This is a genomic window from Streptomyces sp. NBC_00285 (assembly GCF_036174265.1).
Classification (GTDB): domain Bacteria; phylum Actinomycetota; class Actinomycetes; order Streptomycetales; family Streptomycetaceae; genus Streptomyces.
On sequence record NZ_CP108055.1, the window covers coordinates 7,521,458 to 7,538,279 of the forward strand.

12 protein-coding genes are annotated in these 16,822 nt (G+C 70.7%); 10 read left to right on the forward strand and 2 right to left on the reverse strand.

What is annotated here, in order from left to right; genetic code table 11:
• Positions 1–29: 29 nt before the first annotated feature.
• The 7 genes from OHT57_RS34835 to OHT57_RS34865 all read left to right on the forward strand — a co-directional run bounded on the left by OHT57_RS34835 (position 30) and on the right by OHT57_RS34865 (position 7,777).
• Positions 30–335 (forward strand): hypothetical protein, encoded by a 306-nt coding sequence (locus OHT57_RS34835; protein WP_328750733.1) that lies wholly within the window; start codon positions 30–32, stop codon positions 333–335.
• A 171-nt stretch (positions 336–506) separates the two neighbouring features.
• On the forward strand, positions 507–2,750 hold the full coding sequence (locus OHT57_RS34840) for an MMPL family transporter (protein ID WP_328750734.1): 2,244 nt from the start codon (positions 507–509) through the stop codon (positions 2,748–2,750).
• Positions 2,728–3,300 (forward strand): GNAT family N-acetyltransferase, encoded by a 573-nt coding sequence (locus OHT57_RS34845; protein WP_328750735.1) that lies wholly within the window; start codon positions 2,728–2,730, stop codon positions 3,298–3,300. Before OHT57_RS34840 ends, OHT57_RS34845 begins: the two co-directional genes overlap by 23 nt.
• A gap of 35 nt (positions 3,301–3,335) precedes the next feature.
• Positions 3,336–3,947, forward strand: a complete 612-nt coding sequence (locus OHT57_RS34850) for a hypothetical protein (RefSeq protein WP_328750736.1) — start codon at positions 3,336–3,338, stop codon at positions 3,945–3,947.
• 196 nt (positions 3,948–4,143) lie between these two features.
• Complete coding sequence (locus OHT57_RS34855; protein WP_328750737.1) at positions 4,144–4,332, forward strand: hypothetical protein; 189 nt, start codon at positions 4,144–4,146, stop codon at positions 4,330–4,332.
• A 140-nt stretch (positions 4,333–4,472) separates the two neighbouring features.
• A complete protein-coding gene (locus OHT57_RS34860) occupies positions 4,473–7,532 on the forward strand; it encodes a helix-turn-helix transcriptional regulator (protein WP_328750738.1) in 3,060 nt (1,019 codons plus the stop codon).
• Positions 7,533–7,567: 35 nt separating this feature from the next.
• Complete coding sequence (locus OHT57_RS34865; protein ID WP_328750739.1) at positions 7,568–7,777, forward strand: DUF6191 domain-containing protein; 210 nt, start codon at positions 7,568–7,570, stop codon at positions 7,775–7,777.
• A gap of 9 nt (positions 7,778–7,786) precedes the next feature.
• On the opposite strand, the gene OHT57_RS34870 is transcribed toward OHT57_RS34865, so the two are convergent.
• Entirely contained in the window at positions 7,787–8,965 is a 1,179-nt protein-coding gene (locus tag OHT57_RS34870; protein ID WP_328750741.1) for a PQQ-dependent sugar dehydrogenase, read from the reverse strand.
• A 148-nt stretch (positions 8,966–9,113) separates the two neighbouring features.
• Positions 9,114–10,112 (reverse strand): aldo/keto reductase, encoded by a 999-nt coding sequence (locus OHT57_RS34875; protein WP_328750742.1) that lies wholly within the window; start codon positions 10,110–10,112, stop codon positions 9,114–9,116.
• Between the two features lie 75 nt (positions 10,113–10,187).
• Here OHT57_RS34875 and OHT57_RS34880 point away from each other — a divergent pair, with 75 nt between their 5' ends.
• The 3 genes from OHT57_RS34880 (at position 10,188) to OHT57_RS34890 (ending at position 16,809) form a co-directional block, all read left to right on the forward strand.
• Positions 10,188–11,150: a 2-hydroxyacid dehydrogenase gene (locus OHT57_RS34880; protein WP_328750743.1), complete on the forward strand. Its 963-nt coding sequence runs from the start codon at positions 10,188–10,190 to the stop codon at positions 11,148–11,150.
• Between the two features lie 448 nt (positions 11,151–11,598).
• Positions 11,599–14,598 (forward strand): putative bifunctional diguanylate cyclase/phosphodiesterase, encoded by a 3,000-nt coding sequence (locus OHT57_RS34885; RefSeq protein WP_328750744.1) that lies wholly within the window; start codon positions 11,599–11,601, stop codon positions 14,596–14,598.
• A gap of 366 nt (positions 14,599–14,964) precedes the next feature.
• Entirely contained in the window at positions 14,965–16,809 is a 1,845-nt protein-coding gene (locus OHT57_RS34890) for an acetolactate synthase large subunit (protein WP_328750745.1), read from the forward strand.
• The last annotated feature ends 13 nt before the right edge of the window (positions 16,810–16,822 follow it).

A 16,822-nucleotide genomic window follows, 5' to 3' on the forward strand; every position in this document is an offset into this window, starting at 1 on the left:
CTCAGCTGGACACGCTACGCTCGCCCGCCATGAACGGTCCTGCGAATTCCGATACCCCCGGCATACCGGAGGAGTACGGCGACCAGGTGCTGGACGCCCGGCGGGCCCGCTGGACGTCGTCCGGCACCGGCGTCCTGCTGGCGCTCGCGGGCCTTGCCGCGTCGGCACTCAGGCTCAGCGGCTCCGCCCCCACCCTGGTCCCGGCGGCCTACGGCGTCGGCGCCGCCGTATGCGCGCTCGCGGCGGTCCTGGGCTCACGCGGGCGCACCCGCAGAGCTCTGTGGCTGCTGATCGCGGGCGTGATGGTGATGGCGCTGGGCGACCAGTTCGACTGACATGACAGAGTGGGCGTTACTGTCCTGTGATCTGGCTCCCACTCTTGTGAATAAAGCCACGAACGGCATAGACGATCATTTTCGGCTGCAAGAGTGGTTCACGCATTGCTCATGCGTTCTTTGCGGGCTGTTCCCGGTCAAAGATCCACATATTCCCCTGGGAGCAGCTTCGTGGCAGCCCTCGCGCGCTGGTGTGTCCGACGACGGCTCGTCGTCGTTCTCCTGTGGCTCCTCGCCCTCGGCGGAGTGAGCACAGCCGCCGCGCTCACCGGCTCCGCGTACTCCAACGACTACGAGGTCCCCGGCACCGAGTCCGGCAGCGCCACCGCCCTGCTCCAGAACGGCTTCCCGGACCTCGGCGGGGACGCCGACACCGTCGTCTGGCACGTGACCTCGGGTTCGGTGCGGGACGCCGACGTCGAGCAGACGATGACCACGACCTTGGACCGGATCACGGACCTGCCCGGAGTGAGCGCCGTGGTCAGCCCGTACGACTCCGCCGGCGCCGGACGGATCAGCGCCGACGGGCACACCGCCTACGCCACTGTCACCTTCGCCCACTCCGCCGAGGACATCGACCCGTCCCAGGCGCGGGCCCTCGTGGACACCGCCAAGGCCGCCGAGGCCGACGGGCTCCAGGTGGAGCTGGGCGGCAGCGCCGTGGCCCTCACCGAGTCCTCCGGCGGACACCTCGCCGAGATCGTCGGCGTGCTCGTCGCCGCCCTCGTGCTGTTCCTGGCCTTCGGCTCGCTCGCCGCCTCCCTGCTGCCCATCGCCACCGCCCTGGTCGGCGTCGGCACCGCGTACGCCGGGATCGAGCTGCTCGGGCACGCCATGACCGTCGCCGACTTCGCGCCCATGCTCGGCATGCTCATCGGGCTCGGCGTCGGCATCGACTACGCGCTCTTCATCGTCACGCGCCACCGGCGTGGCCTCAAACGCGGGCTCGGTGTCGACGAGTCCGTCGAGAACGCCGTCACCACCACCGGCCGCGCGGTCGTCTTCGCGGGTGCCACCGTGTGCATCGCCCTGCTCGGCATGCTGATCCTCCGGCTCGGCTTCCTCAACGGGGTCGCGATCGCCGCCTCCCTGACCGTCGTCCTCACGGTCGCGGCCTCCGTGACCCTGCTGCCCGCACTGCTCTCCCTCATCGGGACACGCGCCCTGAGCCGGCGCGAACGACGCCGCCTCACCGAGCACGGGCCCGAGCCCGAACTGCCCACCGGGTTCGCCCACCGCTGGTCGGCGTTCGTGGAGCGGCACCCCAAAAAGCTCGGCGCGATCGCCCTGCTGGTCATCACCGTCCTGGCGCTGCCCACCCTGGGCCTGCGCCTCGGCACCTCCGACCAGGGCAACGGCCCGAGCTCCTCGACCACCCGGCAGGCCTACGACCTCCTCGCGGAGGGCTTCGGACCCGGCGTCAACGGGCCGCTCACACTGGTGACCCGTGTCGAGGGCGCGGAGGACAAGCTGCTCCTCGACAACCTCGACGCCACGATCCGCACCACCGAGGGCATCGCGTCCACCACCCCGGTCACCTACGACACCGGCGGCGACATCGCGTACTTCACGATCGTCCCCGAGTCGGCACCGCAGTCCCGGCAGACCAGCGAACTCGTCGACCGGCTGCGCACCGAGGTCCTGCCACGCGCCGAGACCGGCACCTCCCTCGACATCCACGTCGGCGGCATGACGGCGTCCTACGACGACTTCGCGGACGTCATCGTCGGCAAACTGCCCCTGTTCGTCGGCGTCGTCATCAGCCTGGGCGCTCTGCTGCTCCTACTCGCCTTCCGCTCCGTCGGCATCCCGCTGAAGGCCGCCGTGATGAACGTCGCCGCCGTCGCCGCCGCCTTCGGAGTCGTCGTCGCGATCTTCCAGTGGGGCTGGGGCAGCGAACTGCTCGGCCTCGGCCGCGCGGGCCCCATCGAGCCCTTCCTCCCCGTGATCATGGTGTCCGTGCTCTTCGGTCTCTCCATGGACTACCAGGTCTTCCTGGTCAGCCGGATGTACGAGGAGTGGCTGGAAACCGGCGACAACCGGCGGGCCGTCCGCGTCGGCCTCGCCGAGACCAGCCGAGTGATCAACTCCGCCGCCGTCATCATGATCTCCGTCTTCCTCGCCTTCGTCCTCAGCGGCGACCGCGTGATCGCCATGTTCGGCATCGCGCTCGCCGCCGCCGTCGCCCTCGACGCCTTCGTCCTGCGCACCCTGCTGGTCCCCGCCCTCATGCACCTCCTCGGCGGCGCCAACTGGTGGCTGCCGGGCTGGCTGGAGAGGCGGATGCCCCGCATCAGCATCGAACCTCCCGAGTGCCGCGCCGCGCATGAGAGGCTCACTGGCGTTGTGGAGCAGGACGTCATGGAGCAGATGGAGAGGGAGCGGGACGAGGATGTACGCGATATCCCTGGGTGACGACGCCGAGCTGCGTCCGCTGGAACCGTGGCACGCGGAGGAGTTCCTCGCGCATCTGGAGCGGGGCCGGGACTTCATCGGACGGTTCATCGCCTTCGGCTCCCAGGAGACGGACGTCGACTCCGCGCGGGCCATGCTCCAGCGCTACGCCGACCTGCGCGCCGCCGACACGGCCTCCCTGCACGGCCTGTGGCTGGAGGGCAAACTCGTGGGCGGGGTGCTGTTCCTCAACTTCAGCGCCGAGAAGGGCAACTGCGAGGTCGGCTGCTGGCTGGAGCCCGCCGGCACCGGGCGTGGCCTGGTCACCCGCGCGATGCGGATCCTCCTCGATCACGCCGTCGAGCAGCGCGGTATGCACCGCATTGAGTGGGTGGCCGCCAGCGGCAACGAGGCCAGCCTGAACGTCGCCCGGCGGCTGGGAATGACCCGCGACGGAGTGCACCGGGAGGCGCACCCCTATGGTGGCGTACGGCACGACCTCGAGGTGTGGTCGATTCTCGCCCCCGAGTGGCGTGAAGCACGCGCACGTGTCGTCCGGAACGATCATTAAGAACCCTCTCAGACAGGATCCGTACGGTGCCCGACATGGGAACGAAGACAGCTGACGAGACCGGTGCCGAGACGGGTGCCGAGGCCAGGACCGACGACGAGAAGGTGAGCGTCACCAAGACCGACGAGGTGACGGAGACCGAATCCGGCGACACCGCCGAGGACTCCGCCACCGACGAGATCGACGCCGACGAGATCGACGACGACGAGGACGAGCTGCTTGCGGCCACCCAGGAGGAGAGCCCCGCGGGCGTGGCCCAGGGCGCGGCGGCCGTCGTCGCTGCGGCGCTCGGCTTCGTCTCGCTCAGCGGCAGCTGGGTGGGCACCGTGGCGTCCGCGCGGCAGTCGCTCGTCGGCCAGCTGCACGCACAGACCGCGACGTCCTCCGACGTCTCCAAGCTCCTTGACGAGGGCTACGGCGACGCCTGGCACGCCACCGCGATGTGGAGCGGGATCTTCGCGCTGCTCGCGCTGCTCGTGGGTGTCGTCGTGCTGGTCAGGCCCGCCTTCGGCGCGCCCGGCAAGCCGCAGGCCGTGTGGATCAAGTCCGTCGCCTGGGGCGGTGTGGCGCTCGGTGTCATCGGCCTGCTCCTGGCCGTCCTCAAGTACACCGACGTCCTGCTGGGGCTGCCCTCCGTCCCCAGCTGAACAACCGCAGGTCACGAGGGGTCTTAGGGCATCCGTAGGTACCTTACGGAGCTCCTGGGGCCCCTCCGGCGCGTCTAAGGCCCCTCCGGCCCGCGAAGATGCGGAACTCTCCCGATGTGGCGGACCCCCCTCAAAGACGAAGGTAGAGGCATCGCAGAAAGCGAAGCCGGAAACCGACTCCGAAGAGGACGACGCCATGTATACCGAGTACGAGATCTCCCAGTACCGCTCCGCCGAACTGATCCGCCGGGCCGAGCACGAGCGGCTCGTCCGCGACGTCCTGCGGGGCCGTCGCGCCGCCCGGCGCGAAGCCGCCGAGCGCACCGCGGAGACGGATTCGCATATCGGCCGCCCCCGGCGGTACCGGTTCCTCCGCACGGCGTGAGTGCCGGGAGGAGGGAGGACGGCCGTACGGCTCTGCCCGTCCCCGCGGTCACCACCGCGGCCGTCCTCCCGGCAACCGGAGCCCCTCGGGGAACCGGACCCACCCCGAAAACGAGTGCCGCACTGTCGGACCCGCGTGCCATGCTCGGCTCTGTGGAGACCAGGTCCGTCAGTCCCGTGTTCGTCGGCCGCACCGAAGAAATGAACAGCCTGAACGAAGCGCTCGCCCGCGCCGCCGCGGGCGAGCCGCAGGCGTTGCTGCTCGGCGGTGAGGCCGGTGTCGGCAAGACCCGGCTCGTCGAGGAGTTCGCCACCGCCGCCTGCCGGCAGGGCGCGGTCGTCGCCCTCGGCGGCTGCGTCGAGATCGGCGCCGACGGACTGCCCTTCGCCCCCTTCTCCACCGCCCTGCGTGCCCTGCGCCGCGCCCTGCCCGCCGAACTGGCCGACGCCGCCGCGGGCCAGGAGGAGGAACTGGCCCGGCTGCTGCCCGAGGTCGGCGAGGGGCTCTCCGTCCGCGGCACCGGCCGCCACGACGAGGAGAGCCTGGCCCGCCTCTTCGAACTCACCGCCCGCCTCCTGGAGCGCGTCTCCGCCGAGCGCACCGTCGTCGTCGCCCTGGAGGACCTCCACTGGGCCGACGCCTCCACCCGCCACCTGCTCGCCTACCTCTTCCGCACGCTGCGCACCGGCCGCCTGGTCGTCCTCGCCACCTACCGCGCCGACGACATACACCGCCGCCACCCGCTGCGCCCCCTGCTCGCGGAACTCGACCGGCTGCGCACGGTCCGCCGGATCGAACTCGCCCGCTTCAACCGGGACGAGGTGAGCCGTCAGATAGCCGGGATCCTCGCCGCCGAACCGAACCCCGCCCAGGTCGACGACATCTTCGAACGCTCCGACGGCAACGCCTTCTTCGTCGAGGAACTCGCCGTCTGCGCCACCGAGGGCTGCGGCACCGGCCTCACCGACTCCCTGCGCGATCTGCTCCTGGTCCGCGTCGAGAGCCTGCCCGAACGCACGCAGCGGGTCGCCCGGGTCGTCGCCGAGGGCGGCTCCACCGTGGAGTACCGGCTGCTCGCCGCGGTCACCGGGCTCGCCGAGGACGATCTCATCGAGGCGCTGCGGGCCGCCGTGAACGCCAACATCCTCCTTCCGGCACCCGAGGGCGACGGCTACCGCTTCCGGCACTCCCTGGTCCGCGAGGCCGTGGCCGACGACCTGCTGCCCGGCGAACGCTCCCGCCTCAACCGCCGCTACGCCGAGGCCCTGGAGGCCGACCCCACCCTCGTCCCCGCCGACGAACGGGTCACGCGGCTGGCCAGCTACTGGTACCACGCCCGCGACGCCGCCAAGGCCCTGCCCGCCGTCCTGGACGCCTCCGTCACCGCCCGCCGCCGACACGCCTACTCCGAACAACTCCGGCTCCTGGAACGGGCGATGGAGCTGTGGGACACCACTCCCGAGGACGTCCGGGCCGCCCTGCGCCCCGTCGACTACACCGAGGTCTACCCGCCCTGCGGCTGCGACCCGGCCACCACCCCGCTGCGGTACCTCGACCTGATGGCCGAGGCCGCCGTCGCCGGGCGTCTGGGAGGCGAACGCGAACGCGCCCTGATGATCACCAAGCGGGCGCTGCACCACCTGGAGGACGACGGTGACCCCATGCGCGCCGCCTGGTTCTGGGTTCAGCGCTCCCACCTCGTCCAGGCCCTGACCCGCGGCGACGGCTGGGCCGAACTGGCCACCGCCAAGGATCTCGTCTGCGGTCTGCCGCCCTCCGAGGTGCATGCCGACGTCCTGGCGAACGTCGCCCACTGGTCCATGATTCACGCCCCCGGCCCCGACGCCATCACGGCCGCCGAAAGCGCCGTGGAGTACGCGCGCATGGTCGGCGCCCGCGAGATCGAGATGAACGCGCGACTCACCCACGCGGGTCTCATCGTCGAGTCCGGTGGCGTCGAGACCGGGCTCGACGAGATGTTCGAGATCCTGCGGCAGACAGTCGAGGACGACATCTCCGCCGTCGCCAGCCGTGTCTACGTGAATCTCCCTAACGCCCTCGAAGCCATCGGGCGCTCCCGGGAAGCCGTGCCGATCCTGGAGGAGGGACTCGGCTACGCCCGGAAGTTCGGCCTGTCCGACAAAGAGGCCTGGATCTGGGGCAACCTGGCCGAGTCCCTCTACTCCCTGGGCCGCTGGGACCGGGCCGCGGAATCCGCCACCAGGGCCGAACTCGTCGGCCGCAGCGCCAAGCCCCGCGGCTTCCACGCCGGGAACCGTGCCGCACTCTCCCTTGCACGCGGCGACCTGACCGAGGCGGCACGCCAACTCACCGCCGCACGCGGCTACTTCGGTACCCATGACAAAACCCCCCAGCACGAACTCCCCCTGACCGAACTGGCCATCGGCATCGCCGCCGGCGAGGGCCGCCTCCTGGACGCCCGCGCCGAACTCGAACGCGTCCTGGACTCCGGCTTCCCACCCGGTACCCAGCGCTACGCCTGGCCCCTGCTGCTCACCGCCGCCGCCATGGAGGCCGACGCCCTCGGCCTGTCCGTCGCCGAACAGGGCCGCGCGAAGATCCTCGACCGCATCCGGGAGGCCGCCAGGCCCCTCACCACCAACGCGCCCGTCTGGCTGGCCCACGAACGCTGGGTCCGCGCCGAACTGCTGCGCGCCGAGAGCGCCGCCACCCCCGACCACTGGTACGAGGCCGTCACCGCCTTCGAGCCGCTGGAACGCCCCTACGACCTCGCCCGCGTCCGCCATCGGCTCGCCCAGGCACTGCTGTCCGCACCCGGCGGTGTCGAGCAGCCCGAACGCGACCAGGCCACCGAACTCCTGCGCCTCGCCCACGCCGCCGCCGACCACCTCGGTGCCCGCCCCCTCGCCGACGCGGTCGCGCTTCTCGCCCAGCGCGCCCGCCTCGCCCTGACCGCGGCCCCGGCACCCGACCGGAGCGACCCGGTCCGCTCTCTCGGCCTCACCGGCCGCGAACGTGACGTACTGCGCCTGGTCGCCCTCGGCCGCACCAACCGCCAGATCGCCGAGGAACTCTTCATCTCGCCGAAGACGGCCAGCGTGCACGTCTCGAACATCCTCGCCAAGCTCGGCGTGTCCGGCAGGGGAGAGGCCGCGGCGGTGGCGCACCGGCTGGGGCTGTTCCCGGCGGAGTCTCTCCACGTGCCGATCACAGAGTGAGGCGTACGGTGTAGGAGACCGGCAGGGGAGGCTGCATGTTCAACATGTTCGAAGAACTGTTCGCGCCCGGCCGCAAACACACCCAGGACGAGCAGAACCGGCTGGCCCTGACCAGGGAGGACGTCGGCGACGGGGACCCCGGACGCGGACCGATAGATCTCACGTCCGGGAAGGTCGTCGTCCGTCTGGTCAAGTCGGACGACGACACCGAGGAGCCCTCGCCGGAGCAGACCGCGTCGAAGTGACGGCCCGGACTAGCTGACCTGTATCTCCAGGATCCTGTCGTCCCCCTCCTTGGGGCTGCCGCGACCGTCGGTGTTGCTGGTGACGAGCCACAGCTTGTCGCCGCCCGCGGAGACCACCGTGCGCAGCCGGCCGTACTCGCCCTTCAGGAAGGCCTGCGGATCCGCCGAGGCCTCTGTGCCCTTCAGCGGGATGCGCCACAGCCGCTGGCCCTTCAGCCCGGCCATCCAGATGGATCCCTCGGCGTAGGCGATCCCGCTGGGGGAGGCGTCGTCGGTGTGCCAGGTGGCGATCGGGTTGTGGAACTTCTTGTCGTCGGACCTGCCCTCGGCGTCCGGCCAGCCGTAGTCGTCGCCCGGCTTGATCGTGTTCAGCTCGTCCCAGGTGTCCTGACCGAACTCCGAGGCGAACAGGCGCTGCTTGGAGTCCCAGGCCAGACCCTGCACATTGCGGTGGCCGTAGGAGTACACGGCGGAGTCCGGGAACGGGTTGCCCGGGGCCGGATCCCCCTCCGGGGTCAGGCGCAGGATCTTGCCGCCGAGCGATGTGCGGTCCTGGGCCAGTCCGGTGTTGCCGCTCTCTCCCGTGCCCGCGTAGAGCATGCCGTCCGGGCCGAACGCGATCCGGCCGCCGTTGTGGATGTAGCCCTTCGGGATGCCCTTGAAGACGGTGTCGGGGGCGCCCAACTGCTCGCCGGAATCCTTCTGCTCGTCGTACACCATCCTGACGATGCGGTTGTCCGAGGCCGAGGTGAAGTAGGCGTACACCATGTGGTCGGAGGCGTAGTCCGGGGACAGCGCGATGCCCAGGAGGCCGCCCTCGCCGGCCGCGGAGACCCCGGACACCCGGCCGAGTTCCGTCTTCTTGCCCGACTGTCCGTCGACCCGGACGATCGCGCCCTCGTCGCGCGAGGAGACGAGGAGGTCGCCTTCGGGCAACGGGGCGATTCCCCACGGGGTCTTGAGGTTCTCGGTGACCGTGCGCAGCACCTTCACCGAGCCCTTCGCCGGCGGGGTCTCCTCGGCGGCCCGCCCGGTGGGGGAGGACCCCGTGGCCGCACCGCTCGACGAGGTGCTCTCGCCGCCACCCGGTGAACCGCCCCCTCCTCCACCGCCGGACGAGCAGCCGGCCGTCAGCAGGAGCGTGGTCGCGGCCAGCACGGCCGTCACAGCTCGACGATGCACGATCATGGTCCCTTCGCAGCGCGGGTTCTACCTGTCATACACCGCTCACGCCTCACAGGTTCCCGATCTTCCGCACCCGATCCGCGGAGGCACCGACGGCGAGGTGAGGAGCCCCACGCCCCAAGGAGACGGGAACGGGGCACGGCGGCTCCTGTCAGTCCCAAGACCCCTGTGCCGGAGGCAGTTCCGCCAACTCTGTGAGGTCCTGTCCGGTCAGTCGCAGTGCGGTCGCCGCCGCGTTCTCCGTCACCCACCGCTCCTGCTTGGTGCCCGGCACCGGGATCACATGACCGCCCTGCGCCAGGACCCACGCCAGCGCCACCTGCGCCGGTGTGGTCCCTTCCCCGTGCCGGGCCGCCACGCGGCGCAGACCGGAGACGATCGGCTGGTTCGCGGCCATCATCTCGGCGGTGAAGCGGGGATGGCGGGCGCGGACGTCGTCCGGTTCGAAGCCCTCGCCGGGGGTGAGGGTGCCGGTCAGGAACCCGTTGCCGAGCGGCATCGCCGCCAGGAAACCGATGCCGCGTGCCGTGCACCACGGCAGCAGTGACTCCAGCGCCTCCGGCGACCACACCGACAGTTCGGCCTCCACCGCGCTCACCGGGAAGACCTGCTGGACCCGCTGGAGTTTGCGGATCGTCGCGTCGTACAGCCGGCCCCCGGAGCGGCGGCCGCCCCGCGCTCCCATCGCGCACAGCCCCAACGACCGTACCTTTCCGGCCTGTACCAGCTCCGCCATCGCGCCCCAGGTCTCCTCGACCGGGATCTCTGGGTCCTCGCGGTGCAGCTGGTAGAGGTCGATCACATCGGTCTGGAGCCGCCGCAGGGACGCGTCGCAGGCCCGCTTCACATAGCCGGGGCGGCCGTTGGCCACGATGTGCTGCTCACCCACCAGCAGGCCGACCTTGGTGGACACGAACGCGTCCGCGCGCCGCTCCTTCAACACCCGCCCCAGTAACAGCTCGTTGGTGAACGGGCCGTACATGTCGGCAGTGTCCAGCAGCGTCGAGCCCAGATCGAGCGCCCGGTGCACGGCCCTGAGGGACTCGTCACCCCGCTGCCGTGACCCGTTGTAGGCCCAGCTCATCGGCATGCACCCGAGTCCGACGGCTCCCACTGCGAGCGCCGCCGCGCCGATCGTCCTGCGCTCCACCTGCTCGTGACCCTCCCTCTCTTGGCCCCCAACCTAGCCTCTGCGGTCCCGGGCGCCTGACATAGCCTCCGGAGCATGACTGCTGACGTGTGGCTGCCCATCCCGCCCGACGAGATCGAAGGGCTTCCCGAGGGGCCCAAGTACCTCTTCTGGGACGGGGGTGACGACGGTGGCCAGGAGTTCCCCGGTGATCCGGCGCACTGTGCCGTCTACGTCGTGCCGTACATGAAGCGGCAGCCGGTCAAGGTCCGGCCGCTGCCGCACATGAGCAGCCTCCGCCTCGTCCAGACGCTCACGGCCGGTGTCGACGACGTGCTGGCGCGGCTGTCGGACATCGTGCCGGGCGTGGTGCTGTGCAACGCGCGCGGTGTGCACGAGGCGAGCACCGCCGAGCTCGCCCTCACCCTGACTCTCGCCTCGCTGCGCGGCATCCCCCAGTTCGTCCGCGCCCAGCAGAAGGAGTCCTGGCAGAGCGCGTTCCATCCCGCGCTCGCCGACAAGAACGTGCTCATCGTCGGCTACGGCTCCATCGGTTCCGCCATCGAGGACCGGCTCGTTCCGTTCGAGGTCGCGCGGGTGGTGCGCGTCGCGCGCTCCGCGCGCGTCACGGAGCGCGGGCCGGTGCATCCGTTCACCGAACTCCCGGCCCTGCTCCCGGAGGCGGACGTCGTGATCCTGTCCACGCCCCTCACCGAAACCACCCGTCACCTGGCCGACGCCGACTTCCTGGCCCGTATGAAGGACGGCGCGCTCCTCGTGAACGTCGCCCGCGGTCCGGTCGTCGACACGAAGGCGCTTCTCGCCGAGCTGGAGACGGGCCGTATCACCGCCGCCCTCGACGTCACCGACCCCGAACCGCTGCCCCGGGGGCACCCGTTGTGGCAGGCGCCCGGCCTGCTCGTCAGTCCGCACGTCGGCGGTCCCACCTCGGCGTTCCTGCCGCGTGCCAAGCGCCTGTTGGTGGATCAGTTGAGCCGTTTCGTGAACCAGGAGCCCCTGCGCAACGTGATCCTTACGACGGGCGCGAGCGGCGCGTAACCCGCACGCCACGCGCTGTCGGGCACTGTCGGGCGCGGGCGCGCAACAGGCGCGTAATCCGGTTCCGGTACTCTCCGCAATCCTCCGGACGCGGTCCGTGCTCACAAGTCTGCTGATCGTCACGGAGCGTAGAGGAACTATGTCCCTGAGTGACGAGACTGGTGTATCGTCCCGACAGGGGCTGCGCCGCGTACTTCGGCGCCGGGGATCGACATTGCAGAGCGTGAGGGGGGCGACGGACGATGCACGGCCTATGGACGAACGATCCGACGCGGCGGGGTCGCCGACGGCGACCCTGGCACACAGCCGCGCGCGGACGCGGTCACCACGCCGGTCACGGCGGCCACCACAACTCTCACCACCGCAGGCACAGCAGCCGCAGGAGGCATGCGCACCCGGCGCACCCGGACCCCCGGGACCCCGGAGCGGCGCGGAGCTGGAGGGCCCGGTGAGCTCGCCCCCGTCTCCCACGACCACCCTCGACGGAGCGCTGCGGGTCCAGCCCGCGCGGGGGGCGCTGCCTTCCAGGCCACCGCTCTTCCGCGGTCGCATGAGCATGGTCCACCAACTCCTGATCGCCCTGGTGTGTGCGGGATACGCCGTCGGTTCCGCACTCGGCTGGGGTTCGCGCGAAGCCGCCCTGATCATGGGCGACTTCGGACTGAGCGCCGCGGCGGGCGCCGCCGCCGTCTCCTGCTTCCGCTACGCACGCAGCCGCCGGATCCGCTTTCGGCCCGCCTGGCTGCTCTTCTCGCTCTCCTCGGCCATGGCATCGCTCGGCAACCTGGTCTGGGGCTGGTACGAGGTCGTCCTGGGGCGGCCCGTGCCCAGTCCCAGCTTCGCCGACGGGTTCTTCCTCTGCTTCGCGCCCCCGGCCATCGTCGGCCTGCTGGTTCTCGCCAAGCGCCCGGTCACGAAGGCGGGTTGGGTCTGCCTCGGCCTGGACGCCTGGCTGATCGGCGGCTCGCTGCTCACGCTGTCATGGAGCCTCGCCCTGGCCCAGGCGGCGAAGTCCGAGGGGCCGAGCGTCGCGCACACCGCGCTGTCCCTGGCGTATCCCCTGCTGGACATCGCCCTCGTCAGCATGGTTCTCGCGCTGCACTTCAGGCGCTCGGCGGTCAACCGCACCGCGGTGAACACCGCGATCGGCGCGCTCGCCCTGACCGTGATGTGCGACGCCCTGTTCACCTCGCCGCTGCTGCACAACAACTACCACTCCGGCCAGTTGCTGGACGCGGGCTGGTTCGCCGGCTCCGTGCTCCTCGCCTACGCCCCCTGGGCCACGCCCAGGCACCCGGACGGCGACCTGCGGCCCGCGGCGGTGCACACGCGCGTGGTGCACGAGCACGTGCCCAGGAAGAGCCCCGGCGCCCCTCAGCGACCGCCCGCGCAGGGCGGTGACCACGGCCGGTATCCGGTCACCCGGCCCATCACCGGGTCGCTCGCCGCCCTCACGCCCTACATGGCGGCCGCCGTCTGCACGCTGGGGATCCTGTACAACGTCCTCAACGGCCGCAGCGTGGACCACGTGGTGCTCCTGACCGGCGGCACCGTCGTGCTCGCCCTCGTGGTGCGCCAGGGCATCATGCTGCTCGACAACATCACCCTCACCCAGGAACTGGCGCAGAAGGAGAACCACTTCCGCTCCCTGGTGCAGGGCTCGAGCGACGTCATCATGATCGCCGCGCCCAACGGCATCCTCCGGTACGTCTCCCCGGCCGCCGCCGGGGTCTACGGCCGCCCCGCCGAGGAGCTGGTGGGCACGGAACTGGCCGGTCTCATCCACCCGGAGGATCTGGGCTGTGTGGTGCACGAAGTGCGCCGCTTCCTCGCCGCCAGCCCTCCTGAGGAGCCCACCACCCGCATCGAGTGCCGCTTCCGGTCGGGCGACGGAGGCTGGCTCAATGTCGAGTCCACCGTCAATCGCCACCACGGCGGCCTCATCTTCAACAGCCGGGACGTGACCGAAAGAGTGCGCCTGCAGGCGCAGCTCCAGCACAACGCCGAGCACGACCCGCTGACCGACCTGCCCAACCGCGCCCTGTTCACCCGGCGCGTCCAGCAGGCCCTGTCCGGCCGCCGCTCCTCCGACCGCGGCACCGCCGTCCTCTTCATCGACCTGGACGGCTTCAAGGCCGTCAACGACACGATCGGGCACCAGGCCGGGGACGAGCTGCTCGTCCAGGCCGCGCGCAGACTCCAGGACGCGGTCAGATACGGGGACACCGCCTCACGTCTCGGCGGGGACGAGTTCGCCGCCCTGATCGTCGGCGACGGCACCCGCGACCGTACCGCCCGTGAGGGCCACATCCTGGAGCTCGCCGACCGCCTCAGAATCACGCTCTCGCAGCCGTACCGCATCGACGGCAACGATGTCCGGGTCGCCGCCTCCATCGGCGTCGCCTTCGCCGAACCCGGCCTCGGAGCGGGCGAGATCCTGCGCAACGCGGACCTCGCCATGTACCGCGCCAAGGCGGGCGGCAAGGGTCGCGTCGAGCTGTACGCACCCCAGATGCAGCAGGACGTCGTACGGAAGGTGGAGCTGGCCACGCGCCTGCGTGCCGCGCTGCACGACGGCGAGTTCGCCCTGCTGCACCAGCCCGTCGTCGGTCTGGAGGACGGGCGGATCACCGCGGTCACCGCACAGGCGCGCTGGCGCTCCTCGCAGGGAGTGCTCTTCACGCCCGCCGAGTTCCTGCGGGTGGCCGAGGACAGCGACCGCACGCAGGAACTGAGCCGCTGGATCCTGGAGGAGGCCGTCGAACAGGCCGCGGACCGGGCAGCGACCGGGCTCGCCGTGCCCGTGACGGTCCGGATGAGCGCCCAGCGGCTGCTGGACCGCTCGCTGCCCCTGGGCTCCGTGGAGGCACTGCTGACCCGGCACGGACTGCCGTCGGGCTCGCTGCTGATCGAGCTCTCCGACACCGAGCCCCGGGTCTCCCTGGACGAGCTGGAGCGCCGGCTGGCCGCGATCCGGCGCGTCGGCGTCCGTATCGCTCTGGACGGGTTCGGCAGCGGTTACGCGGCGATCACCGCGCTGCGCAGACTCCCCGTCGACGTACTGAAGCTCGACCGCAGTCTGGTCGAGGGCGTCGTGGAGTCCGCCAGACTGCACAAGATCACCAGCGGGCTGCTCAGAATCGCCGGAGATCTCGGGCTGCAGTCCGTGGCCGACGGCGTGGACCTGCCGGAACAGGTGGTCGCCCTGCGCGCGATGGGCTGCACCCATGGACAGGGCATGGCGTTCTCGGGCCCGCTCGACGAGTACCGGCTTCGCCGGGCGCTGGCCTCGGGCCGCTATCCGGTACCGCACGGACCGGCCGAGCCCGCGTTCGCGGGTGTGAGGGAGCCGCAGGGGCTCGTGGGAGTCGAGGGTGCGGGCCCGCGGAGGCCCGAAGGGCTGAGCGCGGTCGTGGCCTCGACGCCGACTGCGGCGCCCCGGCGGTGAGCGTGCGATGGAAAGGGGCGGCGCGGGGGTGTACACCAGTGGTGTGCAGACGGTGTTCGGTGCGCGACGGCAGGTGCGACGGCCTTGCGCTCACATAATGAGACTCCCGTCCCACCCGCTTGACAGTGGGTGTGTGCCAGGGAGAAGGTCAATGCCATGCGCACCCGAATTCTCGTACTTGGAAAGCGCGTCGGCTGACGCTGAGCCCTCGATCGCTCAGCGACTCCACCCGGCGCGCTCCCCTCGCTTGCCTTATGGCACGAGGGGTTTTTTGTTGCACAGGCACCTGTTGTACCGCAGTCGTACACCGCACGAACCTCGCAAAAACCCCAGCACAAAACCCTCAGCGTCGAGAAGAGAATGACGATGACCGAGCAGGCCACCGGGGCCCATCCGCAGCCGCGGCCCCGATCCGGAGGACAGCAGTCCGCCCCCGAGCACGTCACGGGCGCGCAGTCCCTCATCCGCTCTCTCGAGGAGGTCGGCGCCGAGACGGTATTCGGTATTCCCGGCGGTGCGATCCTTCCGGCGTACGACCCGTTGATGGACTCCACCCGGGTGCGGCACGTCCTGGTCCGGCACGAGCAGGGTGCGGGGCACGCGGCCACGGGTTACGCGCAGGCCACCGGCAAGGTGGGCGTGTGCATGGCTACCTCGGGTCCCGGTGCCACCAACCTGGTCACCCCGATCGCGGACGCCCACATGGACTCGGTGCCGCTCGTGGCGATCACCGGGCAGGTGGCCTCCAAGGCGATCGGGACGGACGCCTTCCAGGAGGCGGACATCGTCGGTATCACGATGCCGATCACCAAGCACAACTTCCTGGTCACCAAGGCCGAGGACATCCCGCGGGTCATCGCGCAGGCCTTCCACATCGCCTCCACGGGGCGTCCGGGACCGGTCCTGGTCGACATCGCGAAGGACGCGCTGCAGGCCAAGACGACGTTCTCCTGGCCGCCGGTCATGGACCTGCCCGGCTACCGGCCGGTGACCAAGCCGCACGCCAAGCAGATCCGCGAGGGCGCCAAGCTGATCACCCAGGCCAAGCGGCCCGTCCTGTACGTCGGTGGCGGTGTCATCAAGGCCGGGGCCACCGCCGAGCTGAAGGTCCTCGCAGAACTCACCGGAGCACCCGTCACCACCACCCTGATGGGGCTCGGCGCATTCCCCGACAGCCACCCGCTGCACGTGGGAATGCCGGGTATGCACGGTGCGGTCACCGCCGTCACCGCGCTGCAGAAGGCCGACCTGATCGTCGCCCTCGGTACCCGTTTCGACGACCGTGTCACCGGCAGGCTGGACAGCTTCGCCCCGCACGCCAAGATCGTCCACGCCGACATCGACCCGGCGGAGATCGGCAAGAACCGTGCCGCCGACGTGCCGATCGTCGGGGACGCCCGGGAGGTCATCGCCGACCTGGTCCAGGCCGTCCAGAAGGAGCACAGCGAGGGCCACAAGGGCGACTACAGCGCCTGGTGGAAGGACCTGTCCCGCTGGCGCGAGACCTACCCGCTCGGCTACGACCAGCCCGACGACGGCTCGCTGTCCCCGCAGCACGTCATCGAGCGGATCGGGCAGCTCGCCCCGGAGGGCACGATCTTCGCGGCGGGCGTGGGCCAGCACCAGATGTGGTCGGCGCACTTCATCCAGTACGAGAAGCCCGCCACCTGGCTGAACTCCGGCGGTGCCGGAACGATGGGCTACGCGGTTCCGGCCGCCATGGGTGCCAAGGCCGGCATGCCGCAGCACACGGTCTGGGCGATCGACGGTGACGGCTGCTTCCAGATGACCAACCAGGAACTCACCACCTGCGCCCTGAACAACATCCCGATCAAGGTCGCCATCATCAACAACGGCGCCCTCGGGATGGTCCGCCAGTGGCAGACCCTCTTCTACAACCAGCGCTACTCCAACACCGTGCTCCACTCCGGTCCGCAGGACGTCAATCCCGACGCGAAGGGCACGCGCGTGCCGGACTTCGTGAAGCTGTCCGAGGCGATGGGCTGCGTGGGTCTGCGCTGTGAGCGTCCGGAGGACCTGGACAAGGTCATCGCGGAGGCGAACTCCATCAACGACCGTCCCGTCGTCGTGGACTTCATCGTCCACGAGGACGCGATGGTGTGGCCGATGGTCGCCGCCGGCACCTCCAACGACGAGATCATGGCCGCCCGGGACGTCCGCCCCGACTTCGGCGACAACGAAGACGACTGAGCGAGAGAGACGT

What these genes read in the sequence shown, in the direction of transcription:
- OHT57_RS34835 (WP_328750733.1), top strand. Translation starts at nt 30, where the DNA reads ATGAACGGTCCTGCGAATTCCGATACCCCCGGCATACCGGAGGAGTAC.
- OHT57_RS34845 (WP_328750735.1), top strand. Translation starts at nt 2,728, where the DNA reads ATGTACGCGATATCCCTGGGTGACGACGCCGAGCTGCGTCCGCTGGAA.
- OHT57_RS34850 (WP_328750736.1), top strand. Translation starts at nt 3,336, where the DNA reads ATGGGAACGAAGACAGCTGACGAGACCGGTGCCGAGACGGGTGCCGAG.
- OHT57_RS34855 (WP_328750737.1), top strand. Translation starts at nt 4,144, where the DNA reads ATGTATACCGAGTACGAGATCTCCCAGTACCGCTCCGCCGAACTGATC.
- OHT57_RS34860 (WP_328750738.1), top strand. Translation starts at nt 4,473, where the DNA reads ATGCTCGGCTCTGTGGAGACCAGGTCCGTCAGTCCCGTGTTCGTCGGC.
- OHT57_RS34865 (WP_328750739.1), top strand. Translation starts at nt 7,568, where the DNA reads ATGTTCAACATGTTCGAAGAACTGTTCGCGCCCGGCCGCAAACACACC.
- OHT57_RS34870 (WP_328750741.1), bottom strand. Translation starts at nt 8,965, where the DNA reads ATGATCGTGCATCGTCGAGCTGTGACGGCCGTGCTGGCCGCGACCACG.
- OHT57_RS34880 (WP_328750743.1), top strand. Translation starts at nt 10,188, where the DNA reads ATGACTGCTGACGTGTGGCTGCCCATCCCGCCCGACGAGATCGAAGGG.
- OHT57_RS34890 (WP_328750745.1), top strand. Translation starts at nt 14,965, where the DNA reads ATGACCGAGCAGGCCACCGGGGCCCATCCGCAGCCGCGGCCCCGATCC.